Raw genomic sequence first — 22,713 nt, 5'->3', positions numbered from 1 at the left:
TATCGGTAAGTTTATGAGATTTCTTAAATGGCTTGCGATGACAACTCATATTCAAGACCTTAAGTAACTAAGAAAAGCCTCCGACAATATATATAGATATGAACACCCGGAACGTCCTCCTCCTTATTATTGGTACTGTTTTTATATCTGTGTCTTCGGCACTGATCGCTGTGCGTTTGACTCAAAACAATACAGTTCCAGTGATTCAACAACAACCGCAACCGCAAATTCAATCACAGCCTCTTCCGATTGCCAGTGGCCCTATTCAAATTGCACCTTCGAAGCAACCGATTCCTCCGCCTCCGAAAATTGAAGCTGTCGCTCCCATAAAAGAACCGCCATTGGCTGATCTCTCAAATTATACCGTTCCAAAAGAATTCGATCCTCACTACGATCCTAGAAAACCTCTTCAACCTGAAGAAGTAAAAAGAACGCTTCTGAAGGACACACCTGATTGTGCGGATGAATATGAAAAACTCTGCACTCAGAACCGTTTTCTTGCTGAGCATCCATTGGCTTGCCTTAGAAGCAAGAAGGACCAGCTTTCGCGAGCGTGCTTTAGCCAAGTAAAAACTGTTCAGGAAGTCTTTCGGAAAGCCTGTTCAACAGACATCGCTAAGTTCTGCCCTAAGCAAAGTCACTTTTTCGGTTGTTTAAAAGAAAAGGTCGCAGAGCTTACACCAGATTGCCGTAAAAACATCAAAGAATCTTCTCGCCAATAATTTGTCTCATTCCAAAACACTTCCGTTCACTTTTAGTAATTTTTAACAAAGGCTATTTATAAATCCTCAAGATTACCCGATAAGATGGGTAGAAAAGTGTGAGAGTCCTTACTTGAACGTATATTAAAAGGAACACGTATGAACTTCTCAATTAAAAGAACTTTGGTAATTTTGGCCGTTCTTTCGATGACGGGACCCGCGTTCGCGCAAGTCTCTTTCTCTGAAGTTCCCCAAGGTTTAACAGTCCAAGGTCGTATCATCCAACCTGACGGTCTTCCACTTGAAGATTCTAATGTCACCTTTAATATCAAGGTTCTTTCACCTGGTGCTGAATCGTGCGTGCTTTTTGAAGAAGAGCGCGTTGTGAATATGAACAACAGCAAGGGTGTGATTAATTTCGTTCTTGGAGCTTCTGAGTCAGGAGCCTCCGTCGTAAATGTCGGCCCTAGCCTTCCTGTTCATAAAGTTCTTAAAAACACCGGAACTCTTACCGGCCTTACAAAGTGTGCTTCCGGATACAACAGTTATACGCCTCAAGCTGGAGATACTCGTAAAGTGCGCGTCTCTTTCACTGTAGGTACTGAGACTGTAGCTTTATCGCCTGATTTCAGCATGCGCTCTGTTCCTTATGCGATGGAGTCAGAAAATGCCGTCGCTTTGGAAGGCAAAAAAGCCGCTGACTTTATTGCGAAATCGGCCAATGTCACTCAAGAGCGTGCCGAAGTTTTATTCTTGCCGTCAAACTTTGATGGTCTTCTTTCGCTCTTAAATCCTAGTGCAAGCTCGCCAACGACAGGCGCTATCGGTATTCCTTCTTCCGACGGAACGGCCGCAGCTCCAGCTCGTGACGGTCTTATGCGCTATGATGAAACTTCGCAATCTGTCCAAGTTTCCATTGGTGGTCAATGGCAGGATGTTGTGACAGGCAATACGACCGTAGGTTCTTCTAACATTGAAGATGGATCTATCGGCACAGCGGATCTGGCAAGCAATTCTGTGACGGGCGCAAAAATTATGGATAACGCTATCACAACTGATAAGTTGGCAGATGAGTCTGTGAGCACAAACAAGATTATCGATCTTTCTGTGACAAACTCAAAAATCGCCGACGGTGCAATTACATTTAATAAGATCGCAAATGGTGCTGTCAGTACAAATAAAATCGTTGATTCAGCTATTACTTCAGCAAAAATTCTGGATGGTTCTATTGCGACAGTAGATATTGCGAATAGCGCGATTACTACAGCTAAGATTGCGGATAGCAATATCACTACGGCAAAAATCGCCGATAGCAATGTAACGACAGCCAAAATTGCAGATGCAAATGTGACAACCGCAAAGATCGCTGATAGCGCTGTAACAACGGCTAAAATTGCTGATAGCAACGTGACTACAGCAAAGATCGCAGACGGAAATGTCACTGACGCTAAAATCGCTTCGGTTTCCGGTGCGAAAGTAACAGGAAATATTCCAGGTAATGCCGCTGGATTCTATGGCGCACTTTCTGGTGACGTTGCCGGAGGACAAAGCTCCACTGTTGTGCAACGCCTGCAAGGTCGCAACGTATCTAGTGCAGCTCCAGGAGTGGGACAAGTTTTGAAGTGGGATGGCTCTCAGTGGATCGGTCAACCAGATAACAACTCTGGTGGTACCATCACAAATATTTCCGTCAGTAATGGACTTGGCGGTGGTGGTTCCTCTGGCTCTGTTTCCGTATGGTTGAACAACACTGGCGTGGGTCCTGGTTGGTATGGTAGTACGACTTACATCCCGCAATTCTATGTGGACTCCACAGGCCGTATTACTGCTGTTAATAACGTTGCCGTTGCAGCAGGTGCTGCTTGCGGAGGCACTCCTCATGGTCGCGTTTACGTTTCATCAAGTAGTTGCAGCTCCGCGACTCTTTCTCAATGTATGAACGGAAGCATCGTAGGGGTTGGCACTTACTCCACAGGTGGGTCTTGCGACGGTGATGGTGACGGATTCTAAGAATGAAGCGCCTTGGTCTTTACTACGGTTCTATTATTTCAATTCTTTTACTAAGCCAGCTGACCCCTTGGGGTCAGCTTCTGTTTCCAAAACCTAAAATCAATTCTTTAAACTTTCCGTCCCAAGATCAAGTGTTCACACCCCTCTTTCCTGTCCTGAATCCCGGCGTTGAGCCTCAATTCCCAGCTTCTGAAATCATCCTGCAAGAAAGACTTTTCGCTCCGTTTATTATTTTAAAAGATCAAAATCTTTCACACAAAAATCTAGCGAAAGCGCATTTAAGTTTTGCGGATCTTCGCAATGCTAACTTGCAAGGAACGGATTTATCGAAAGCGCTACTTTACGGCGCACGACTTGAGGGGGCGCTTTTTGATAAAGAGACGCAGCTGCCATTTTCCAAAGATGTGGCTTTGAGTTTAGGCATGAGGGAGCAGCCATGAAAAACCTCATTGCTGAATTAAAAAAATATCCCGCCTTGGCTGGCGTCGGCATTTTGCTAAGCCTTGAACATATTCTGACTTTTGTTTTCTGGCTCACAGAAAAACCCTTGCATTGGATTCTATCGCCTTCGACACCTTCTATTTGTTGGCCGCTGATGGATGCGTGTGAAAAATTCAAACCCAGTCATAAAATTTTAAATGGAGTTTTAGGGTTTTACTTAATCTTAGCGGTGGCATCCGTACTTCTCTGGGCTCTTCGTAAATACCGTTTTGCTATTCCTCTTTTGTGGGCGCTGCTTATCATTAAAAATCTGATCATCTTGCAAGACTATCGACTGACAGGAAACTATCACTATCTGCCAACTCTCATCACACTTGTATTTTTGCTTGTTCCACAAAGAGCGTACTCTCTCCCCTTCACATTTTTTGTTATCTATTTTACCGCGGGTCTTTTAAAAATTGATACTAATTGGCTTAGCGGGGCTGCGATCAATGATCTTCTAATTCCGCCTTTTCTAACAAGAATTGGCGTGTGGTACGTGTTGATTCTTGAGCTGGGATTGATCTTTCTTTTATTCGCACAGAAAAACGTTTGGTTTTACTTTCTATTTATCCAGCTCACAATATTCCATTTATATTCATGGCACCTCACAAGATTTTTTTATCCGTCGGTGATGCTCTTGCTTTTAGGAATTCTTCTGATCACTCGTCCTTTGGTGCCTCCGCTTAGAATAAAAGACACATTTAAACTCGTGCTTAAACCGAGAGCCGCCAAAGCACTGTTAGCTGTTTTCGTGGCTTTGCAACTTCCTCAGTATTTTATTCCGGGTGACGCCGCAATGACAGGAGAAGGTCGTATGTATGCGATGATCATGTACGACGGTCGCGTGCAGTGCCAACCTCATCTTTCGATTTGGAAAAAGAACCAGGAAAAAGAAGAATTGCCTCTGCAACCTCCATGGCTTATCACGCGCACCCATTGTGATTCGATGGTCTTTTGGCGTTTGGCCCAGAATGCTTGTGAATGGGCGAAAAAAGATCCTGAGGTTTTGCAAATTGATTTGATGATCCCTGCACGCTATGAGGGTCAAAAAGAATGGCAGCCTCTTGTAGCTGCCACGAATATCTGCGAAAAAGAATTGAATTACTCCAGCTTTTTTCCCAATGCCTGGATCAATAAACTTTCCAAATCCGGAAACTAGCGCGCTTCAAACCGATGTTCAAATTTTCGGATGATCTCATGCACTTTATTATCATCCAGGTGCACAAGGCCCTCTTCCACCAAGAGATTTTCTTTATCACGTCCGACAGTTAGAAACGATGCGATTCGCTGATCTTCATAGTAGGCCACTGCAAAGTCGTCTTTCTCCATATCGCCGATCACATCCATCCGGTCAAAGCGATCCGAAAAGCCGACATAATTGAGTGTCACGTCGTAGTGCTGAGTCCAGAAGAACGGCACCTCTTGAAAGCGCACCCGGTCACCTAACATATTTAAAGCCGCTATTTGGCCTTGGCGCTCAGCCACTTCCCAGTGTTCAACACGGATGGGCCTTTGACTGCGCGGATCGGGCCAACGAGCAATGTCCCCTGCCGCAAAGATGCCAGGCACGCTGGTTTCTAAATACTCATTGACCACGATACCATGATCCGTTTTACATCCCGCTTTTTCCGCCAAGGCGACATTCGGTTTAATACCCGTTCCGACAATCACAAAATCACAGGGAATTGTCTGGCCTTCGTCGAGAACTATGCTGCGGTCACGGATTTCTTTCACCGTATGACCTAAATGAAAATGCACGCCATGTTTTTCATGAAGCTTCTTTAAAAAACTTCCCACATGAACGCCGACAGCCTTGAGCAATGGCATTTCTTCCGGAGCGACAACGTGAACTTCCATGTTGCGCATTCTTAAAGACGCTGCCACTTCAAGACCGATAAAGCCCGCACCAATAAGAACCACTTTTGAAGCCCACGAAGTCCGTGCAATAATGCGACGGCAATCCACCAGGGACCGCAACATATAGACATGATCCTTTTCAATTCCAGGGATCGGAGGAATGATTGGAGTTCCCCCGGTTGCGAGCAAGCAGCGATCATATTTCAAAGTTTTACTGTTGGATAAAAGAATAGTTTGTCGATGAGGATCTATTCTTTCAACCCGCACCTCAAGTTCCACATGAATTTTATTTTCTTTATAAAATTCTTCTGAATAAAGGGGAAGCCAGTCTTCTGGCGCATTTCCCGCCAAAAAATCTTTGGATAAATTGGGCCGGTCATAAGGCAAAGACTTGTCTTCGCTAATCAGCTGAATCGTCCCCTGGAAGCCATGACGGCGCAACATCACGGCCGCAGCAGATCCGGCGGCTCCTCCACCAATAATGACAAACTTTTGCGACGCCGTGTTTTCTCTGGGTTTAACGACGGGCGCTTTTTTATCAATGACAAAAATCTTTTTGTCTCGTACTTCGACGTGCCAGGCCGCTATGGGATTTAAGGCCGGAGCTTTTAACACTTCGCCGGTCTTTAAATCAAAACAGGCATGGTGCCAAGGACAGTGCACGGTATCGCCGACAATCAAACCTTCATTCAAAGGTCCGCCATAGTGTGAGCACTGCGCTCCCACGGCATAGAATTGGCCTTCTTGTCGCACTAACAAAACCGGTTCATCCCCAATGTGACCTAAAAGACTTTCACCGTCTTTCAGAGCCTCTTCAGAAATACCCTTAGAGAAATCAGGACCACTGGTCTTCGCGCTCACAGCCATGGGATTCTCCTTGTTGAACCCTTATTGTAGTGTCAATCAGAAAGTCCCGCAGGTCGTGTGCGGAAGTTATGCAGAAAAACAACAATTCATGTTGCATCTTTGTCAGATGTTTCAGGATGAGACACCACTTTCGAGAATTTTTAAGCCGATATCTTCATTAGGACCGACCAAATTCCGATGAGAATACTGGATTTGTTTACGCTACGTAAGTAGGAGGCGGCACTTGAAACAATGGGTGAAAAAACTTGTTGAGCAGTTTGATATGGACTGGGGCACACCCTCCAACGGGAAGGAAGCACCTCAGGCTCCTTCGTTGAGCGAGGACCGTGCAACCCTGCTCTACATCTTAGATGTCTACAACAAACATCTTTTTGAAATTCAAAATCACCAAGTCCGTAAAGTTCGCGCAAAGCTCGACACGTTTGCCAAGGAATTGGTGCAATCCGATGCGGAAGAAGTTGAAAAGGCCCTTTTTAAAATACGCCAGTTTATTTCAAGCTATCGCATTGACGAGTACACTTATGTGCAAAACACGTTTGATGATTTTAAACGCATCATCTGGGATTTTGCCGATCATTTAAGTGAAGAGGCTCACATTGAAGATTCTTCGCAAGGAGATATCAATCAAAGCCTTGAACAACTGCGTGAAGCGGTAGAGTCCAACTCCATCGAAGAGCTGCGTGCGCGTTCCCGTGAGTTTATTAACTTCTATTTAAAGCATCAGAACGTCAATAATGAGCGCCGTTCAAAACGCATGGAGTCCATCAAAAAGAATCTCACCACCGTGAAAAAGCAGTTGATGGAAGCCAATCAGACTATGCGCCGTGACCACTTAACAGGAGCTCACAACCGCAAGAGCTACGATGAGCAAGTTCGTCGCTATTTACAACTTCACGACATTGACGGCGACCCGATGACGTTGATTCTTTTGGACATCGACTTCTTTAAAAAGGTCAACGATGCCTACGGGCATGATATCGGCGACTTTGTCTTGCAAGAATGCGTGCGCCTGCTGCAAGAAAGCTTTTCTCGCGAAGAAGACTTTATCGCCCGCTTGGGAGGTGAAGAATTCGCTGTGATTCTTCCGGGATGCAACACAGAGGCTGCCATCCGCATGGCTGAGGAAGCGATGAATCGCATCCGCAAAGAAGTTTTTGTCCATGAAAAGCTAGAAATTCGTTTTACGGTCTCTATGGGGATTGCAGAAATCACGAAAAACGAAGGCGCCGATAGCTGGTATAAGCGCGCTGATGAGGCTTTATATGAATCTAAGCAAACAGGCCGCAACAAATACACGATCTCTAAAGGCACTGCGATAAAGCGTGTCGCCTAGAGGGAAAGTGTCAAAAGTTTAGACACTCGTAAATGAAATTTTAGTGACCAGAAAAGCCTGAACATTCGTTCGGGCTTTTTTTATGTTTAGAGATTTCTGAACACTCGCAGCGATTTTCCGGCCGAGTTCAAATTAAACTCGCCAACGACCTGGCCCTGCCCTTGCTTTGTGTCTCTGTCATGAAGACAAGAGCACTCCACCCAAAAATTTTATTTCCTCTTTTACTAACAACTCTTTCTCCTGTGACTTCTTTCGCTCAGGAAACTCGCGACATCGTTGTGGCGATCATCGACACGGGCGTTGATGTGAATCATCCTTTGATAAAAAAACATCTTTGGGTGAATCCGAAAGAAAAAGAAAATTCATTAGATAATGATGGCAATGGATATGCCGAAGACCTCCATGGATGGAATTTTGTTTCTAATAATAATGACATCTCCGACAACCACGGACATGGAACTCACATTGCGGGAATCATTTTGCAAAAAGCAAAATCTCACCGCGTGAAGTTTATGATTCTAAAATATTACGATCCAGAGAAGTCAGGGGACGACAATCTCTTAAATACGGTGAAGGCCATTCGTTATGCGACGAAAATGAAGGCTGATATTATTAACTATTCAGGTGGTGGCGACGTACGAAGCCCGCTGGAGGAAGCTGCTATCCGCGATGCACAAAGACAGGGAATTCTTTTTGTTGCAGCGGCGGGAAATGAAGGGCGCAATACCGACCGCGTCGGCTACTATCCAGCGGGCTACCGATTGAGCAATATTATTTCTGTGGCTGCCATGGATGCACGCAAGCGCCTTTTAGCAAGCAGCAACTATGGCGCTAAATCTGTCGACATTGTTGCACCCGGAAACCATATCCTTTCTGCTCTTCCCGGAGGACGCTACGGGTATATGACAGGCACATCACAAGCGACCGCCTGGGTGAGCGGACTTGCGGCGTCCCTGATGATTCAGTCGGATAAATCGTGGAAGCCCGAGGATATTAAAAAGTTTCTAGAGAAAAATGCCGTGAAAGACAGCATGCTTTCAAAGAAAATACGTTCGCAGTCCCGTATTTCAAGTCTTCAGGCTTCTTTCAACTTCTCCCCTTAGATTGACGCAAAGGGCTTCTTCGGAAGCCCTTTGCCAATATGCCAAGAGACAACCTAAAATAAAAACATGAATCAACATCTGCGTTTTATTCTTCCTTTAGTTTTTCTTTTCACGGCGTGCACGGAAAGCACCCATGCTCGCACAGAATCCACGTCTACGAATTGCGTCCACGATGATACAACTTTTCGCTGCGTGAAAGTTTTAAAGAACTATGATGGCGACACCCTCACCGTCAATATTCCTGACGTTCCGGCTTTGATTGGAAAAAACATTTCTGTACGTGTCTATGGGATTGATACACCGGAAGTAAAGACCAAGAATCGTTGTGAAAAAGAAGCCGGTCGCGTTGCTAGAAATCTTGTCGCCACGACTTTGAAAAATGCCAAAACTGTAGAGCTGCACAACGTTCAGCGTGATAAATATTTCCGTATCCTTGCTGACGTTATGGTGGACGGACGCTCTCTTAAAGACATTCTGCTAAAGAACAATCTCGCTTATTCTTATGACAGTGGAACAAAGCAACATCTTGATTGGTGCAAGGTTCTTCGTCAGCCTGCCAGCAAATAGCTTGCGCGGATTTTTAACCTAGGGGCACACTAGGTTATGGAACTAAAAGCGAAAGACCCCGAAAAGCTGTATCGTTGGTATAAAGACAATTTAGGACTCACTTTAAATAAAGAAGGTGTTTTCGTTGTGCCTAATGTTTCGCCTTATAACACCCGTCGCTTCACGCCTTCCAATCCACCGAACGATCTTAATTTTCAAGTCAAAGACCTTGCAGAGTTGATTTCGCGATTGGCCGACAAAGGTGTCCGCATTGATGACCACCTTGAAGTGAGTGAGGATGGACGCTTTGCGTGGATTTACGATCCGGAAGGCAATAAAATTGAACTCTGGGAAGCTCCCGGCAGAGAGTCTTTGATCAATTTGCCAGAGCCTGAATAGTACGCCTAAAATAACGTCATGGAAAAAACCAAAAACGCCCCTCACACCGAAGAGAAAAAATGGTACGAGCTTTTTAGCAATAAGGCTCGCGTACTGTATCCACACTCGGATCCCGCCCATGATTATCTGCACATCCAGCGTGTCGTTAGCACAGCGAAAAACTTATGTATGGCTGAACACGGTGATTGGAATATCGTGATGCCTGCGGCGTTCTTTCACGACTACATCAACGTTCCAAAGGGGGATCCACGCCGCCCGTATGCCTCCCAACTTTCGGCAGAAGCGGCAATTGAGTATCTAAAGTCCGTCGGTTATCCCGAAAAATATTTTGAAGGCATTCGCCATGCGATTGAAGCTCACAGCTACAGTGCGAATATCAAACCGCAGACTTTGGAAGCGAAGATTGTTCAAGACGCTGATCGTTTAGATAGTCTTGGTGCTATTGGCATCGCCCGCTGTTTTGCGACGTCAACTTTGATGAGCCGTCCGTTTTATGCTGAAGAAGATCCGTGGGCGGAATCACGAAATCTGGATGATAAAAGTTTTGGTATTGATCACTTCTATCAGAAAATTTTTAAATTGGTGGATCATCTCAATACGGAAACTGCAAAAAAAGAAGGCGAACATCGTGTCGCCTTCATCAAAACTTACTTAGATCAAATCAAAAGAGAAATTTGATTATTTATTTTCCATCATCGGAGCCGCGGCATTTTCTACAATGCCCGCCTGATTGACGAACTCTTTCATCAACATCGCCAATGTCGCTGTTTTTTCTGGATTCATTTTCTGAAGAGAATCAATCATCTGCTCCTGCACAGTGCGAGGAATCTCCCCAAGCTTGCGCTCTCCTTCCGGAGTCAGCGACACAACCACACGGCGTGAGTCTTCCTTGGAGATCGCGCGAGACACCAAGCCTTGCTCTTCCAATTTCTTTACGACAACGGACACGGAGCTTTGATGTGTCGTTGTTCTCGACGCAAGATCATTGATCGAAAGACCCGGTTCCTCTTTGAGCTTTTTCAGAACGAAAATCTGAGCGGCACTAAGACCCAATTCTTTCTCAAACTGACTTGATGAAACGCGAAGAGCTTTGAAGATATGGCGAATGTAGTCCATAACTTCACTCACCTCTGAACGATATTGTGAAAACGAATCTCTGTTCATTTCTTCATTTAGAACGATGAAACCAAATCACGCAACTTTATTTTTGTATGCGCTCTCATACATGACATTTTGCGAGGCTCAAAAATGATGAAAGAAATTTTTCGAAAAATATTTTTGCGCACTAAAGTGATGTCAAAGTGACATCACTTGGAAGCCCTAAAGGCGTTGCTCCGGGCGCATTGGAAAAATCAATTTTGTAAGCGCGAAGTGCGATCCGATCCACTCCCCAATCTACTTTTGATCCATACAGTTTATCACCAAGAATGGGAAAACCATGACGACTGAGATCAAAACGCAGTTGGTGTGAACGACCTGTGACAGGCTGTAGATCCCACATCAAATATCCCTGTTCATTCACTCCTAAGTACTCTGCAAGAGTTAAACTGTCTTTACCTTGCGCACTTTCGTAAGCGCGCTTTTTCCCTCGAAGAATGTGCGATTTCCATTCAAATTTTAAACCTGGCTGTGTAAGTGAAATCGCCATTTTTTGGTTAGGAACATTGGCGGGAATGTGGGAATAATCTTGCGCCGTTGTCAGTGCTCTGTAAGTCTTTTGAACTTGTTTGTGTTCAAACCAAGCATTGGCTTTGCGATGAGCTTCCGGCGTCTTTGCATACATCACTAGGCCTGAAACTTCGAAGTCTAAACGATGAATCGGATAGATTTGCTGCTTTAAAAAATCTTGCAAAGCAGTGCCTAAACAACACCGCTTATCGCTTTCTTCATGACGGCTCGGTGTCGAAAGCACACCACTTTCCTTGTCACAGATGACGAAAAAATCGTTCTGAAAAATAATGCGAATCATTTTTTTCCGATGCCGACGAGGAAGATTTCTTTGGAAATTTTACGTGTTGAGTCCGGTTTCACTGCCTCACATTTATGGAACGTTTTCTTAATTTCATCGCGAAGCTTAGAAAAATCGTCGCTGTGAAATAGTTTGCAAACAAAGTGACCGTCTTTTTTTAGAAAACGACGAGCCACATCCAACGCCAGCTCACAAAGCTCCATCGAGCGTGCCTGATCCGTCATACGAATGCCCGTTGTCTTTGGAGCCATATCGGAAAGAACCAAATCAAAGGGCGGCACAAAACCGTGCTCTTTGAAAATGTCTTCAAGATTCAAATCACGCAAATCGGCTTGAATAAAAACAGCATTGTTCAGCTTCACTGTGACAGGGCTTAAATCAACACCCAAAACACGTCCTTTTTCACCGACACTCTTTGAGGCGTACTGCGACCACGACCCTGGAGAAGCCCCCAAATCCAAAACCGTTTGTCCCGGTTTAAAGAGTTTGTATTTTTTGTCGATCTCTTCGAGTTTAAAAACAGAGCGCGCGGCGAAGTTTTCTTGCTTGGCTTTTCTAAAATAGTGATCGCGAGGATTGTAAGTCATATCGGAGGGTTATGTCGTTTTCCCGTCTTAAAGTCCAATACTAAATTTTGCATTCCCTTTTGCGCCCATTTATACTAGAAAAGATACACTCTTTTGGGGGGATTCATGAGCATCGTCATCGCTATGGGCATCTTTTTTATCGTCGTAACAATGGTCTTCGTGGCGATTGCTGTGTTCTTACCCGAGTGGATGGGAATTACCGGCAATAAAGCAAAAAAGATCATCGCCGAACAACAAGAAGATTCCTCAAATCCGCCTCACGAGTGAGTGGAAGGTTCTTTAACAAGAGCCAACATCAAACCACCGGCGACAAACAAAATCAGCAAGCCCATCATTCCTAGACGAGAGTCGCCCGTCACGGTGACTCCCACGGCCACCACCATCGGTCCTAAAATGGAAGCAAAACGTCCAACAAGATTGAACAGCCCAAAGTATTCGCCACTTTCTTCCTTACGAATCATTCGGCCAAACATAGAGCGGCTTAAAGATTGAACACCGCCTTGGAACATACCGATCACAGTGGCCAATAAATAAAAATGCCATGCTTGAGACATTCTTGTCGCCAGGATGACCGTGATTGCGTACATGACAATGCAAAGAAGAATCGGTGCTTTTGTTCCCCACTTTTTTGTCACGGTTCCAAAATAATAAGCGCAAGGAAAACCAATAAACTGAGTGATTAAAAGAGCGGCGATTAAGTCTTTTGCTTCAAAGCCAATGGCGATTCCATAATCCACAGCCATTGTCATCACTGTGTACACACCGTCAATATAGAGCCAGTAAGCAATCATAAAGATTAAAAGATTTTTTTCATGCAAAAGAGACTTCAAAGTTCGTTTTAAAGTCCGAAGGCTCTCTTGGGTGAGTCGCCAAATGTTGTGACTGTTGGCTTCCACGTGCGGTTCAGGAACATTCTTGGCAAGAGGTAATGAAAATCCCATCCACCACACGGCCACCATCACAAAAGAAATTTTAATAGCGATCACACCATCCGCAAGACCAAAAAACGCCGGGAAAAGATACATCAGAACATTGATCAAAAACAAAACACCGCCACCAAGATATCCCATTGAATATCCCAACGACGAGGCATAATCCATTTGTGCCCCTTCCGCGACATAAGGAAGAAGCGAGTCGTAAAAGACGCTGCTCGCATTAAACGCCATCATCGCAATTCCATAGGCAAGCATTGCCGCCCACCAGTCTCCCATCGGAATAAATCCCATCCATGCACAGGCCACAACACCGACAAAAGTAAACAGAAGACAAAAAAGTTTTTTAAAACCTTTTAAGTCGGCAACAACTCCCAAGGTCGGACTTAGAAGAGCAATGATTAAACTTGAGATGGAAATCACAGTCCCGAGACGAGCGGTTGTGACGATGGCATCAGCTCCGTCACTCCAGTATTTTTTAAAAAAGATGGGAAAGAACCCGGCCATGACCGTTGTGGAGTAAGCACTGTTTGCCCAGTCGTACAACGCCCAACTAAAGATTTTTTTCTTCTGCGCTTGATCCATTCTTCCCCCGATTCTCTTCAAAGAGAACACGGAAAGCTGAAGAACGGAAGAAGAAAATCAACGCTGACAGAGTCATTAAAAACATCATGCTTGAAAGCGCATTGAGCTTGGGACTCACACCAAGCTTCATCGCCGTATAAAGTTTTACGGGCAAAGTATCTTGTCCCACACCATTCACGAAATATGTGATGAGGAAATCATCAAACGACAAAAGAAAACTTAAAATAAATCCGCCTAAAATCGCCGGAGCTAAAAGCGGAAGCACCACCGTTTTTTGAATCTGCCATTCACTCGCGCCAAGATCGCGAGCGGCGTCTTCAAAGGAAGCATCCACGGTCGCTAAGCGAGAGCTCACGGTCATCATCACATACGAAACCGAAAAACTCACATGCGCAAGCACGACTGTCGTTAATCCCAATTCCATTTTTAGAATAAAAAACCAAGAAAGAAGCGACAGTGCAAAAACGATCTCAGGAAAAATCAAAGAGACAACGGAAAGACCTTCCACAGCCCACGTCCACGCACGTCTATTGTGGCGCAGCCCCAATGCTCCGGCGGTTCCGATCAGCGTCGAAAGAACACTTGCACAAAGTCCGACAACAAAACTATTCCAAAGCGCACCCATTAAGGCGTCGTCGTTAAGAACTTCCACAAACCATTTCAAAGTCGCCTGAATCTGTTCATTTTCCCGAACGAAGACCGCACCTAAAATCATCACGGCAATGGGCAAATACAAAAATAACAGCGTCATCCATAAAACAATACGAGCTGCAAGAGGGGCCTTCGGACGAGAACGTTCGTTCTTCATGACACCTTCCCGCGCCGTCTTTGCATCACAAAAACAAGCCCTACTAAGATCACCATCATCACAACAGAAAGAGCGGAGCCAAAGGGCCAGTCACGGGATTTCAAAAATTGTTCGGTGATAAGATTTCCATAAAGCATATTTTTAGCGCCACCTAATAAATCCGGAATGACGTATTCACCTAAAGAAGGAATGAACACCAACAAAGCTCCACTCCACAGAGCTTTTTTTAGATTTGGCAGAATCACAGAAAATAAAATCTTCCAAGAGCCTGCACCTAAATCCTGAGCGGCTTCGACCAGGTTAAAATCAAATTTTTCAAAAGCGCCATAAAGAGGCAATACCATGAATGGCAGATAAGTCGTCACCATCCCGTACAACACAAGAAACTTATTTTGCGTCAAAGAAAAAGGATCAAACGGCACGCCTAAGAACTGCAAAAACAATTGCAACGGACCATCCACGCCGACAAAGACACGAATGGCATAAACGCGAATCACAAGATTGGTTAAAAAAGGAAGTGCCATCGCTAAAACATACAACCGTCGGACCGAAGAGTCTGCCGTCGCCATAGCCCACGAAATCAAAATTCCCAACACCAGACAGAGGAACGTTGTCAGAGAAGCCAGTTTTAAACTTTCAAACAAAATACCGGCATAGGTTTCTGAAAAAACGCGAAGGTAGTTTTCAAAAGCAAAAAGCCATTCAATGCCGCCGTAGGTTCCGCGAGTGGCAAAGCTCACCCCCACAACAATCATTAAAGGCGCAAGGATAAAAACTAAAAACCATAAAAGAGCCGGAAGAAGAAAGAAATCGCGGAGTCTCATTTCCCGCGTTCCCCAAACATCATGGCCTTCCGTACATAAGCTTCTAAACTCATGCCGAGAACAACTTGATCAGGAGGAATATTAACTTTGCCTTTGATCAAACTGCCATCACCCAAACGAATGGTAGCCAGATCTTCACTCACTTCGACAAGCTCCCCTTTAAGCATGCTTGTTGATTCAATAAACTGAGCCGCAAAAATCGTTTCAGGATTTTCGTAAATCTCTCGCGGCGAACTCACCTGCTCCAAAAGGCCGTGGCTCATAATCCCGATACGATCCGACAAAGCCAGAGCTTCTTCTTGATCGTGCGTGACACAGATAAAAGTCAGTCCTAGTTTTTTTTGCAGAGCGCGCAACTCTTTTTGCATGTGCTCTCGCATTTTTTGATCTAAAGCCGAGAGCGGTTCATCCAAAAGAAGAACCCGCGGTTCATTCACGAGAGCTCTGGCAACGGCCACTCGCTGGGACTGTCCGCCCGACAGTGTTTCGGGCTTACGATCACGGAATTCCGCCATATCCACCAACGCAAGCACTTCAGCGACCTTGGCTTCGATCTGATCTTTGGAAAGATTTTTGATTTTTAAACCATAGGCGATATTTTCACCGACCGTCAGATGCGGAAACAAAGCATAGCGCTGAAATACCATATTGAAAGGACGCTTCTGAGCCGGCAGATGGTCGACTCTTTGACCATCTAAAAGAATTTGCCCGTGAGTAGCTCTTTCCAGTCCCGCAATGATGCGCAAAAGCGTCGTTTTACCACAGCCACTGGGGCCCAGCAGAGAGAAAAACTCCCCTTCAGCGATGGAGAGATTGACTCCCTTCAACGCCGTTTGACTGGAAAAACTTTTACCGATATTTAGAAGTTCTAACATCTGCTTAACAATAAGAAGGAAATAAAAAAATGTCGAGAATATTGATGATCGGGCTGCTTCTTTGTGGGCTTCTTTCGGCGTGCACGAAAAAGGAACAGGTCAGCTACGACAAAAAAGAAGTCAATTTATCGATTTGGGGCAATTATCTCTCCCCCGAATTGCAGGCGCAGTTTGAAAAAGAGACCGGCATTAAGATCAATATTTCCAACTACTCCTCAAATGAAGAGCTTTTAGCAAAAATCCAAATGGGTTCTTCGGGCATTGATGTTGCGGTTCCTTCCGACTACATGGTCGATATCATGCGCAAAATGAGCCTGCTCGAGCCACTGAAAGCCGAACTCATTCCCAACAAGAACTTGGTCTCTACTGAGTTTCTGAAACAAAACTTCGATCCGGAAAACCAGTTTTCATTGCCGTACACTTGGACTACCGTGGGCATTGCGGTCAATCGTGAACTTTACAAGGGCGCAGTCCATAGCTGGAAGGATCTTTTAGACAATCCACAGCTCAAAGGAAAATTTGCTCTGTTGGATGACGTCCGCGAGACCATGGGCGCGGCTTTAAAGCTTCATGGCTACAGTGTGAATACGAACAACGCCGCAGAAATTCAAAAGGCTAAGAACACTCTTTTGACGGCGAAGAAAAATATTAAAATGTTTTCTTCTGACACGATTGATATTTTGAACAATAAAGAAGTCGCTGCGGCTCAAGCTTACTCTTCGGATGCTCTGCAAGCGGCTGTAAAATCTCCAGGAAAAATTGAGTATATTATTCCTGATGAAGGAACGACCTTCGCCATCGACAACCTTGTAATTGTGAAGGGCGCCAAACATCCCGAGGCGGCTCATCAGTTGATTAATTTTTTATTGAGTGAGAACGCCGAAATCAATAAGGTCAAAACCATTTTAGGCGGCCCTGTTTTAAAAGACACTCAAGGAAAACTTCCTAAAGAACTTCAAAACAACCAAGCTCTCTTCCCTCCTGATAGCACTCTGAAAAAAATGGAGCGCATTCATGACTTAGGAGAGCACAATAAGCTCTTTGAAGACTCATGGACTGAGATCAAAACGAAGTAATCTATTTGCGGGCGGGCTCGACGGCCAAAGTCTCCGCCTGCTTTTCTCCCGCAGCCTCTTCCGGCACCTCTGTTTTAAACTCCACGTAAAGGCAGGCGGCCCCAATGACGGTAAAGACAACACCCGCCCCGAGATACAGCACCACACTTCTGCGATCTTGTTTAAAGAGATAATAGCAAAGCCCAATCAAGATAAGGATCGGACCAACCACGACTGTAGAAGCCAACACTTGCCTCAAGGCAAATGCACTGAGCTCCGAATTCATATAACCACCACCTACGTTCAATATTTGGTTATTCTGTAGAACTCTTCGGCAGGACTTTTACCGGGCTTAAAGGAAACAAGTTGTTTTTCACTCTTTGCGGAAGCTTTTAATGTTTCTCAATCAACTTGGGAAAAATTATGTTTTGATTTTTAAAAACGAGACAAATAGGCATCCGGTTTTGAGACAAGAGTCAAATGATTGAGTCCCTCAACAACTTGCACGGGCACATTGATAGAGGAAAAAAGCTCTGCATAGCGAGAAGGAATATCGACTTCATCCTCTGCACCAATCACGACGCTCAAATTTGGTTTTAATTTTTCAAGACGAGTTAACACATCATCGGGCGCGGAAACCGCGGCGGAATATTCCGGACTGTAATGAAGTTTTTCCTGACCGGATTTAAAGATATCCGCCATGTTCACACGAAAACCACCGTCTGCTTCAGGTGAGATCCATCCACCATAGTCTTCGTAGAAAGCATTCAAAGATGTCGGAAGTCTTGGCGCCAATGCCACAAACTTTGCAAACTGCGAGCGCACTTCAGAAACCGCCACCCGCAAAACAAACCCGCCTCCCATCGAATGCCCGGCTAAGATCACTCGCGAAACGGCTCTTTGCATTTTTATATGAATCAACAACTCTTCAAGATCGATTTCGAGTTGTGACGGAGAAATTTTATCTGACAGCGCAAGACTCACTCCATGACAACGTAAATCCGGAGTCACCACATTGGCAATTCCCGCACTTGCGATCGCCGAAGCCAGAACGCACATATAGCGGCTGTCACTTCCAACGCCGTGATAGAGAACAACCAAGTCATCACACCACGCAGGATAAAACCGGTAAGAGAGAAGATCACCCTGGCGAGTGCGAAAAGATTCCTGCGGGGCTAATTTCCCCAGAGGAATCTTAAAGCTTCGCAAATCCAGATTCTTCTTTATCATGCCATCTCTTGTTTTTTATGTTGGTAGTAATTGTAATCGCCTTCGTAGATGCGAATTTGGTTTTTATCTACTTCAAACACACGGGTCGTCACCTCACGCAAGAAATGGCGATCATGGCTTACGATCATTACTGTGCCTGGGAAGTTTTTAATCGCTTCCAAAAGAACTTCTCGAGATTTGATATCAAGATGGTTCGTCGGCTCATCCAGAATCAACAGATTCACAGGTTGCGCTAAGATTGTCGCCAGAACCACGCGGGATTTCTCACCGCCCGACAAAATGGAAATTTTCTTTTCTGCTTCTTCGCCAGAAAACTTGAAGGCGCCCAAAAGACTGCGCACAAAACCCAAACCCGCATTGGGAATGCGAGAGTGAACTTCATCCAAGATCGTTGCCTTTGGATCTAAGACATCCAAAGAATTCTGACTGAAGTAGCCCACGTTGATAGAAGCACCCAAAGTCATTTTTCCTTCGGACGGATCGGCGTGGCCTGCGATAATTTTTAACAAAGTGGATTTACCTGCTCCGTTCACGCCGACAACCGCAATACGGTCCATGCGTTTCACCAAAGCATTGGCGCCAGAGAAAACTAATTTCTCTTTTCCGTCATCACGCTTCCAAATTTTAGCTAAGCCCTCGAACTTAACAACCTCTTCACCGCCGCGTGGAGGAACAGGCCATTCAAATTTGATTTCAGCTTCTTCAGGTGGAATTTCAATACGATCAATTTTTTCAAGCTTCTTAACTCTAGATTGAACTTGCGCTGCATGCGATGCACGCGCGGCAAAGCGGGCGATAAACTCTTCCTCTTTTGCGAGCATGTCTTCTTGGCGTTTGGCCGCTGCAATCAATTGTTCTTTACGAATTTCACGTTCACGCTCGTAGAAATCGTAATTTCCACCGTAGACCGTGATAGTTTTATTCGCAATCTCCACAATTTTTGTAACCAGACGATTCATGAAGTCGCGATCATGGCTTGTCATAAGGATCGCGCCCTTATAGTTCGAAAGCCATTCTTCAAGCCACACGATCGACTCCACGTCCAAGTGATTCGTCGGCTCGTCCATCAGCAATACTTCAGGATTCAAAACAAGAATTTTCGCCAAGGCGATACGCATTTTCCAACCGCCAGAAAAACTTTCCGTCGGACGATGATAATCATCAGGACCAATGCCAAGACCCGTAAGGATTTCTGCAGCACGAGATTCAAGATCGTAACCGCCCAAACGTTCAAACTCCGCCTGAAGCTCTCCGTATGTCTCAAGAATCTTTGTCATCTCATCAGCATCTAGTTCAGGATCTGCAAGCTTTGCTTCGCACTCTTGCATGCGAGTTTGCATGTCACCGATGTTACCCACAGAGGATTTCACTTCATCCAAAGCTGTACGCCCGCGCATGTCTTCAATGTTTTGTGAGAAGTATCCAATGACTGTGCGATCCGATTTTGAAACCGTTCCGCCGTCAACGCCTTCTTCCCCTGTGATAATGCGGAAGATGGTTGTCTTACCGGCACCGTTAGGCCCCACAAGTCCGATTTTTTCACCAGCATTGATTTGAAAAGAACCATTGCGGTAAAGGATTTTATTTCCGTGCTGCTTAGAGATATTTGATAAATGAATCATAGGACCTTTGTATAACCTGAAATTCGTGAAGTTTCTCGCAATATTTTAAAATATTTTGCCTAGTTTGTATGCACATTCGCGAGTGTACACAAAAAGGCGGACTTTAGCGAATTTTACGGCGGTCTCACTTGGTCTTCGTGTTGCTTTGTTACCACTTCGGGGGTAGCAAATGACTGCAACATCGAACCACACTCACTCGAGAAACAATATAATCGCAGCGACGGTGATTTTCCTCTTAGTCCTGTCGACGGGCTGTGCGAAATCAGGGCAATTTCCGGTCACAAGCATTGATAATTCAAACCAAAGTTCTGGGGTCACTGATCCAGGAATAGATGATGGAACAAACAACGGAAACAACACGGAAACTCCTCCTCCCTCACCGACGCCAGAGCCCTCTTACAAAATGGTGCCGCTGGCTTGGGAAAGCACGAAGTATCCTGAGCGCACGCAGTGGTCCGAGTATTTACAAAAAATCATCTTGAATGATTGGAACAGTCTGCTTCCCGGCTCTAATGACATCACAAATTTCTGCCCTCGCTATCACTCCTTGGACAACAACGAGCGCGCGAATGTGTGGGCTCAACTCTTTGTCGCGATTGCAAAATATGAGAGCGGCTACAGTCCCACTTCACGCATGCAAGAGACCACAATGGGAACAGATCCCGTCACACGACAACCTGTTTACTCCGAGGGACTTTTGCAACTTTCCTATCAGGACATTGAGTGGGCACCGTGGTGCAAATTTGATTGGTCGAAGGATAAAAACTTAAGCGGCTCAGATCCGAAAAAAACTATTTTGAGTCCCTATCTGAATCTCGACTGCGGCGTTGGCATTATGGCAAAGCAGATTAAGAGCAAAGGTTCGATTGTCGTGAGTTCGGGAGTGTATTGGGCTGTGATCAAATCAGGTGGACGCTATCAGCAAATTAGCAACATCCAAGGAATCGTAAAATCACTCTCATTGTGCAAATAGTACACTGTCCAGAGAAACCCAAGAAATAGAGAGCTTTTGGGCCCGAGATCGTTTATCTTGGGCCCTTCCTATATCTGAAAGGTTCCTCTAGAATGACTCCACTTACAACTGTTGATAGTTTCGAAAGCTTTGGTCTTAGCGCTCCCCTTTTGGCAGCGATGCAAGACATGGGCTTCTCGACACCGACGCCCATCCAACGCCAAGCTTTGCCACTATTGCTCGCAGGAGCACAAGACTTCATCGGTCTTGCTTCAACAGGCACTGGTAAAACTGCAGCCTTCGGTATTCCTCTTGTTGAGAATATCGATGCAACGATCAAAGACACTCAAGCGCTCGTTATGAGCCCGACACGCGAACTTGCTTTGCAAGTAGCCGAGCAATTGACTTTGCTTGGTAAGAAAAAAGGCGTTCGTGTTGTGACGATCTATGGTGGCTCTAGCTACCGCACCCAAATGGAAGGTATCAGAAAAGGAGCGCACATCATCGTGGCGACTCCAGGCCGCTTGGTTGACTTCCTTGAACAAAAAATCATCAAGCTTCAAAACGTAAAAACAGTGGTTCTTGATGAAGCGGACGAAATGCTTTCCATGGGCTTTAAAGAAGACATGGAAACAATTTTGAAAGCAACTCAACCGGCAGATTCCGATTCACTTCGCGCGGCTTGCCGTACGTGGTTGTTCTCTGCGACGATGAGCCCTGAAGTTCGTCGTCTTTCTTCGACTTACCTTGAAAATCCTGAAACAGTTCAGGTGAACAAAGTCGGCGCTGCTGACACGATCGAACAAGTTTACTACACAGTTAAAAATTCCTACAAAACAGAAGTCATCGGTCGCTTGTTGCAAACTCTTCCTGAATTCTACGGCATCATCTTCTGCCAAACGAAAATGGAAGTGGCAGAGCTTGCCGACGTATTGACTCAACGTGGTTTCCCAGCAGACTCTTTGCACGGCGATAAGAGCCAGCAAGAGCGCGAAGCGACTTTGAAGAAATTCAAATCTCGCCAAGTGAAAGTCATCGTAGCGACAGACGTTGCCGCTCGCGGTTTGGATATCAAAGATCTTACTCATGTGATCAATCACTCTCTTCCTTGGGATGCAGAGTCTTATGTTCACCGTATTGGTCGTACCGGCCGTAACGGTCAAAAAGGTGTGGCGATCACTTTGGTAAATCCAGAGCAGCTGAACCTTCTTCGCCGTGTGATGATCACAACGAAAGCCGTTCTTACTAAAGGCGTGGTACCTTCAGCTGATGAAGTTGCCGGTCTTAAAATCAAAGACGTTTTGGATCGCGTAAGCTCTATGGGAACGGACGCTCCTGAATTACAACTGGCGATGGATTTGATCCAAGATTTGATTCAAGCTGGTGACATCAACTTCAAAGAACTTTCTAAAGAAGATTTATTAGCCCGCTTTATCGTGGCTTACTTCCCGAACGTGTTCGTGAAAAAAGACATGATGCTTGATTATATGGGTGATCGTATCCCTCGTGAACTTTTGCCTCGTGATCCCCAAGACAATCGTTTCACTCGCGGTCGCGATGGTGGCCGTAGTGGTGATAGAGACCGTGGCGGCTACCGTGGCGGCGGCCGTCGCTTTGATCGCGGCGATCGCGGTGGTTACCGTGCAGACCGTAATGACCGTGGTGGCGAGCGCACTGAAGAGCGCAGCGAACGTCCTCGTTTCGCCAGCCGTGATGACCGTCCTGCTCGCAGCGAAGTGACTGGTTATCGTCCACAAAAGAGCGCAAGCTCTTCGAGCGATCGTCCTCAGCGCAGTGAACGCTCTGAACGCTCTGAGCGTGGCAGCAACGAACGTCGCGAGCACAGCGGTATTAAACGTTTCCGCGGCCCTCGCAGACAGCACCGCGACGCCTAAGCGACGGAAGTCGGCAGAGCGTAGGGCCAGTGGCCCGAAGCTGAAGCAGCGTCTCAGTTTAAGACACACGCATTTTTGGC

24 protein-coding genes are annotated in these 22,713 nt (G+C 45.5%); 13 read left to right on the top strand and 11 right to left on the bottom strand.

Annotation, left to right across the window (positions count from 1 at the left end; all coding sequences use genetic code 11):
- Positions 1–98: 98 nt before the first annotated feature.
- From AAAA78_RS06495 to AAAA78_RS06480, 4 genes are all read left to right on the top strand, one after another.
- The gene (locus tag AAAA78_RS06495; protein WP_340590975.1) at positions 99–722 is read left to right on the top strand and encodes a hypothetical protein; all 624 of its coding nucleotides are present in this window, start codon (positions 99–101) and stop codon (positions 720–722) included.
- A gap of 138 nt (positions 723–860) precedes the next feature.
- Entirely contained in the window at positions 861–2,711 is a 1,851-nt protein-coding gene (locus tag AAAA78_RS06490) for a hypothetical protein (protein ID WP_340590974.1), read from the top strand.
- Between the two features lie 2 nt (positions 2,712–2,713).
- Positions 2,714–3,151, top strand: coding sequence for a pentapeptide repeat-containing protein (locus AAAA78_RS06485; protein ID WP_340590973.1), 438 nt, complete (start codon positions 2,714–2,716; stop codon positions 3,149–3,151).
- Complete coding sequence (locus tag AAAA78_RS06480) at positions 3,148–4,353, top strand: hypothetical protein (RefSeq protein WP_340590972.1); 1,206 nt, start codon at positions 3,148–3,150, stop codon at positions 4,351–4,353. The genes AAAA78_RS06485 and AAAA78_RS06480 overlap by 4 nt, the downstream gene beginning before the upstream one ends.
- Here the strand turns inward: AAAA78_RS06480 and AAAA78_RS06475 are convergent.
- Positions 4,350–5,918 (bottom strand): FAD-dependent oxidoreductase, encoded by a 1,569-nt coding sequence (locus AAAA78_RS06475; RefSeq protein ID WP_340590971.1) that lies wholly within the window; start codon positions 5,916–5,918, stop codon positions 4,350–4,352. The two genes, AAAA78_RS06480 and AAAA78_RS06475, sit on opposite strands and share 4 nt — an antisense overlap.
- A gap of 223 nt (positions 5,919–6,141) precedes the next feature.
- Here AAAA78_RS06475 and AAAA78_RS06470 point away from each other — a divergent pair, with 223 nt between their 5' ends.
- From AAAA78_RS06470 to AAAA78_RS06450, 5 genes are all read left to right on the top strand, one after another.
- Positions 6,142–7,251: a GGDEF domain-containing protein gene (locus tag AAAA78_RS06470; protein WP_340590970.1), complete on the top strand. Its 1,110-nt coding sequence runs from the start codon at positions 6,142–6,144 to the stop codon at positions 7,249–7,251.
- A gap of 179 nt (positions 7,252–7,430) precedes the next feature.
- Positions 7,431–8,354 carry a S8 family peptidase gene (locus tag AAAA78_RS06465; protein WP_340590969.1) on the top strand — a complete coding sequence of 308 codons (924 nt, stop codon included), beginning with the start codon at positions 7,431–7,433 and terminating at the stop codon, positions 8,352–8,354.
- A 66-nt stretch (positions 8,355–8,420) separates the two neighbouring features.
- Positions 8,421–8,921, top strand: a complete 501-nt coding sequence (locus AAAA78_RS06460) for a thermonuclease family protein (protein WP_340590968.1) — start codon at positions 8,421–8,423, stop codon at positions 8,919–8,921.
- A gap of 36 nt (positions 8,922–8,957) precedes the next feature.
- Complete coding sequence (locus AAAA78_RS06455; protein WP_340590967.1) at positions 8,958–9,299, top strand: VOC family protein; 342 nt, start codon at positions 8,958–8,960, stop codon at positions 9,297–9,299.
- 18 nt (positions 9,300–9,317) lie between these two features.
- Positions 9,318–9,977: an HD domain-containing protein gene (locus AAAA78_RS06450; RefSeq protein WP_340590966.1), complete on the top strand. Its 660-nt coding sequence runs from the start codon at positions 9,318–9,320 to the stop codon at positions 9,975–9,977.
- Here AAAA78_RS06450 and AAAA78_RS06445 read toward each other — a convergent pair whose 3' ends face one another.
- The 3 genes from AAAA78_RS06445 to AAAA78_RS06435 form a co-directional block, all read right to left on the bottom strand.
- A complete protein-coding gene (locus tag AAAA78_RS06445; RefSeq protein ID WP_340590965.1) occupies positions 9,978–10,463 on the bottom strand; it encodes a MarR family winged helix-turn-helix transcriptional regulator in 486 nt (161 codons plus the stop codon). It lies immediately after the preceding gene.
- A 121-nt stretch (positions 10,464–10,584) separates the two neighbouring features.
- A complete protein-coding gene (locus AAAA78_RS06440) occupies positions 10,585–11,268 on the bottom strand; it encodes an RluA family pseudouridine synthase (protein ID WP_340590964.1) in 684 nt (227 codons plus the stop codon).
- Positions 11,265–11,855: an RlmE family RNA methyltransferase gene (locus AAAA78_RS06435; protein ID WP_340590963.1), complete on the bottom strand. Its 591-nt coding sequence runs from the start codon at positions 11,853–11,855 to the stop codon at positions 11,265–11,267. Before AAAA78_RS06435 ends, AAAA78_RS06440 begins: the two co-directional genes overlap by 4 nt.
- A 105-nt stretch (positions 11,856–11,960) precedes the next feature.
- Between AAAA78_RS06435 and AAAA78_RS06430 the strand changes: the two genes are divergently transcribed.
- Positions 11,961–12,122, top strand: a complete 162-nt coding sequence (locus AAAA78_RS06430; RefSeq protein WP_340590962.1) for a hypothetical protein — start codon at positions 11,961–11,963, stop codon at positions 12,120–12,122.
- Here the strand turns inward: AAAA78_RS06430 and AAAA78_RS06425 are convergent.
- From AAAA78_RS06425 to AAAA78_RS06410, 4 genes are read right to left on the bottom strand one after another with little or no spacing between them, the layout of a single operon-like run.
- Positions 12,113–13,372: an MFS transporter gene (locus tag AAAA78_RS06425; RefSeq protein ID WP_340590961.1), complete on the bottom strand. Its 1,260-nt coding sequence runs from the start codon at positions 13,370–13,372 to the stop codon at positions 12,113–12,115. The two genes, AAAA78_RS06430 and AAAA78_RS06425, sit on opposite strands and share 10 nt — an antisense overlap.
- On the bottom strand, positions 13,341–14,180 hold the full coding sequence (locus tag AAAA78_RS06420; protein ID WP_340590960.1) for an ABC transporter permease: 840 nt from the start codon (positions 14,178–14,180) through the stop codon (positions 13,341–13,343). Before AAAA78_RS06420 ends, AAAA78_RS06425 begins: the two co-directional genes overlap by 32 nt.
- A complete protein-coding gene (locus AAAA78_RS06415) occupies positions 14,177–15,004 on the bottom strand; it encodes an ABC transporter permease (RefSeq protein WP_340590959.1) in 828 nt (275 codons plus the stop codon). Before AAAA78_RS06415 ends, AAAA78_RS06420 begins: the two co-directional genes overlap by 4 nt.
- The gene (locus AAAA78_RS06410) at positions 15,001–15,879 is read right to left on the bottom strand and encodes an ABC transporter ATP-binding protein (RefSeq protein ID WP_340590958.1); all 879 of its coding nucleotides are present in this window, start codon (positions 15,877–15,879) and stop codon (positions 15,001–15,003) included. Before AAAA78_RS06410 ends, AAAA78_RS06415 begins: the two co-directional genes overlap by 4 nt.
- 29 nt (positions 15,880–15,908) lie before the next feature.
- Here AAAA78_RS06410 and AAAA78_RS06405 point away from each other — a divergent pair, with 29 nt between their 5' ends.
- Positions 15,909–16,955, top strand: a complete 1,047-nt coding sequence (locus AAAA78_RS06405) for a polyamine ABC transporter substrate-binding protein (protein WP_340590957.1) — start codon at positions 15,909–15,911, stop codon at positions 16,953–16,955.
- 1 nt (position 16,956) lies between these two features.
- Here AAAA78_RS06405 and AAAA78_RS06400 read toward each other — a convergent pair whose 3' ends face one another.
- From AAAA78_RS06400 to AAAA78_RS06390, 3 genes are all read right to left on the bottom strand, one after another.
- Positions 16,957–17,220 (bottom strand): hypothetical protein, encoded by a 264-nt coding sequence (locus AAAA78_RS06400; protein ID WP_340590956.1) that lies wholly within the window; start codon positions 17,218–17,220, stop codon positions 16,957–16,959.
- A 149-nt stretch (positions 17,221–17,369) separates the two neighbouring features.
- Positions 17,370–18,164, bottom strand: coding sequence for an alpha/beta fold hydrolase (locus AAAA78_RS06395; protein ID WP_340590955.1), 795 nt, complete (start codon positions 18,162–18,164; stop codon positions 17,370–17,372).
- Positions 18,161–19,786: an ABC-F family ATP-binding cassette domain-containing protein gene (locus tag AAAA78_RS06390; protein WP_295899639.1), complete on the bottom strand. Its 1,626-nt coding sequence runs from the start codon at positions 19,784–19,786 to the stop codon at positions 18,161–18,163. The genes AAAA78_RS06395 and AAAA78_RS06390 overlap by 4 nt, the downstream gene beginning before the upstream one ends.
- Positions 19,787–19,955: 169 nt before the next feature.
- Here AAAA78_RS06390 and AAAA78_RS06385 point away from each other — a divergent pair, with 169 nt between their 5' ends.
- Both AAAA78_RS06385 and AAAA78_RS06380 read left to right on the top strand, forming a co-directional pair.
- Positions 19,956–20,759: a hypothetical protein gene (locus AAAA78_RS06385; RefSeq protein WP_340590954.1), complete on the top strand. Its 804-nt coding sequence runs from the start codon at positions 19,956–19,958 to the stop codon at positions 20,757–20,759.
- A 92-nt stretch (positions 20,760–20,851) separates the two neighbouring features.
- Positions 20,852–22,633 carry a DEAD/DEAH box helicase gene (locus AAAA78_RS06380; protein WP_340590953.1) on the top strand — a complete coding sequence of 594 codons (1,782 nt, stop codon included), beginning with the start codon at positions 20,852–20,854 and terminating at the stop codon, positions 22,631–22,633.
- The last annotated feature ends 80 nt before the right edge of the window (positions 22,634–22,713 follow it).

The organism is Bdellovibrio sp. BCCA (assembly GCF_037996825.1).
Lineage (GTDB): Bacteria > Bdellovibrionota > Bdellovibrionia > Bdellovibrionales > Bdellovibrionaceae > Bdellovibrio.
This window is presented reverse-complemented; position numbering and strand designations above follow the sequence as displayed.

Bases quoted from the DNA above. Each gene is read 5' to 3' on its own strand.
- AAAA78_RS06475 (WP_340590971.1), bottom strand. From the start codon at position 5,918: ATGGCTGTGAGCGCGAAGACCAGTGGTCCTGATTTCTCTAAGGGTATT.
- AAAA78_RS06480 (WP_340590972.1), top strand. From the start codon at position 3,148: ATGAAAAACCTCATTGCTGAATTAAAAAAATATCCCGCCTTGGCTGGC.
- AAAA78_RS06495 (WP_340590975.1), top strand. From the start codon at position 99: ATGAACACCCGGAACGTCCTCCTCCTTATTATTGGTACTGTTTTTATA.
- AAAA78_RS06410 (WP_340590958.1), bottom strand. From the start codon at position 15,879: ATGTTAGAACTTCTAAATATCGGTAAAAGTTTTTCCAGTCAAACGGCG.
- AAAA78_RS06420 (WP_340590960.1), bottom strand. From the start codon at position 14,180: ATGAAGAACGAACGTTCTCGTCCGAAGGCCCCTCTTGCAGCTCGTATT.
- AAAA78_RS06435 (WP_340590963.1), bottom strand. From the start codon at position 11,855: ATGACTTACAATCCTCGCGATCACTATTTTAGAAAAGCCAAGCAAGAA.
- AAAA78_RS06430 (WP_340590962.1), top strand. From the start codon at position 11,961: ATGAGCATCGTCATCGCTATGGGCATCTTTTTTATCGTCGTAACAATG.
- AAAA78_RS06395 (WP_340590955.1), bottom strand. From the start codon at position 18,164: ATGATAAAGAAGAATCTGGATTTGCGAAGCTTTAAGATTCCTCTGGGG.
- AAAA78_RS06425 (WP_340590961.1), bottom strand. From the start codon at position 13,372: ATGGATCAAGCGCAGAAGAAAAAAATCTTTAGTTGGGCGTTGTACGAC.
- AAAA78_RS06400 (WP_340590956.1), bottom strand. From the start codon at position 17,220: ATGAATTCGGAGCTCAGTGCATTTGCCTTGAGGCAAGTGTTGGCTTCT.
- AAAA78_RS06445 (WP_340590965.1), bottom strand. From the start codon at position 10,463: ATGAACAGAGATTCGTTTTCACAATATCGTTCAGAGGTGAGTGAAGTT.
- AAAA78_RS06450 (WP_340590966.1), top strand. From the start codon at position 9,318: ATGGAAAAAACCAAAAACGCCCCTCACACCGAAGAGAAAAAATGGTAC.
- AAAA78_RS06490 (WP_340590974.1), top strand. From the start codon at position 861: ATGAACTTCTCAATTAAAAGAACTTTGGTAATTTTGGCCGTTCTTTCG.
- AAAA78_RS06485 (WP_340590973.1), top strand. From the start codon at position 2,714: ATGAAGCGCCTTGGTCTTTACTACGGTTCTATTATTTCAATTCTTTTA.
- AAAA78_RS06390 (WP_295899639.1), bottom strand. From the start codon at position 19,786: ATGATTCATTTATCAAATATCTCTAAGCAGCACGGAAATAAAATCCTT.
- AAAA78_RS06405 (WP_340590957.1), top strand. From the start codon at position 15,909: ATGTCGAGAATATTGATGATCGGGCTGCTTCTTTGTGGGCTTCTTTCG.
- AAAA78_RS06415 (WP_340590959.1), bottom strand. From the start codon at position 15,004: ATGAGACTCCGCGATTTCTTTCTTCTTCCGGCTCTTTTATGGTTTTTA.
- AAAA78_RS06385 (WP_340590954.1), top strand. From the start codon at position 19,956: ATGACTGCAACATCGAACCACACTCACTCGAGAAACAATATAATCGCA.
- AAAA78_RS06440 (WP_340590964.1), bottom strand. From the start codon at position 11,268: ATGATTCGCATTATTTTTCAGAACGATTTTTTCGTCATCTGTGACAAG.
- AAAA78_RS06460 (WP_340590968.1), top strand. From the start codon at position 8,421: ATGAATCAACATCTGCGTTTTATTCTTCCTTTAGTTTTTCTTTTCACG.
- AAAA78_RS06455 (WP_340590967.1), top strand. From the start codon at position 8,958: ATGGAACTAAAAGCGAAAGACCCCGAAAAGCTGTATCGTTGGTATAAA.
- AAAA78_RS06380 (WP_340590953.1), top strand. From the start codon at position 20,852: ATGACTCCACTTACAACTGTTGATAGTTTCGAAAGCTTTGGTCTTAGC.
- AAAA78_RS06465 (WP_340590969.1), top strand. From the start codon at position 7,431: ATGAAGACAAGAGCACTCCACCCAAAAATTTTATTTCCTCTTTTACTA.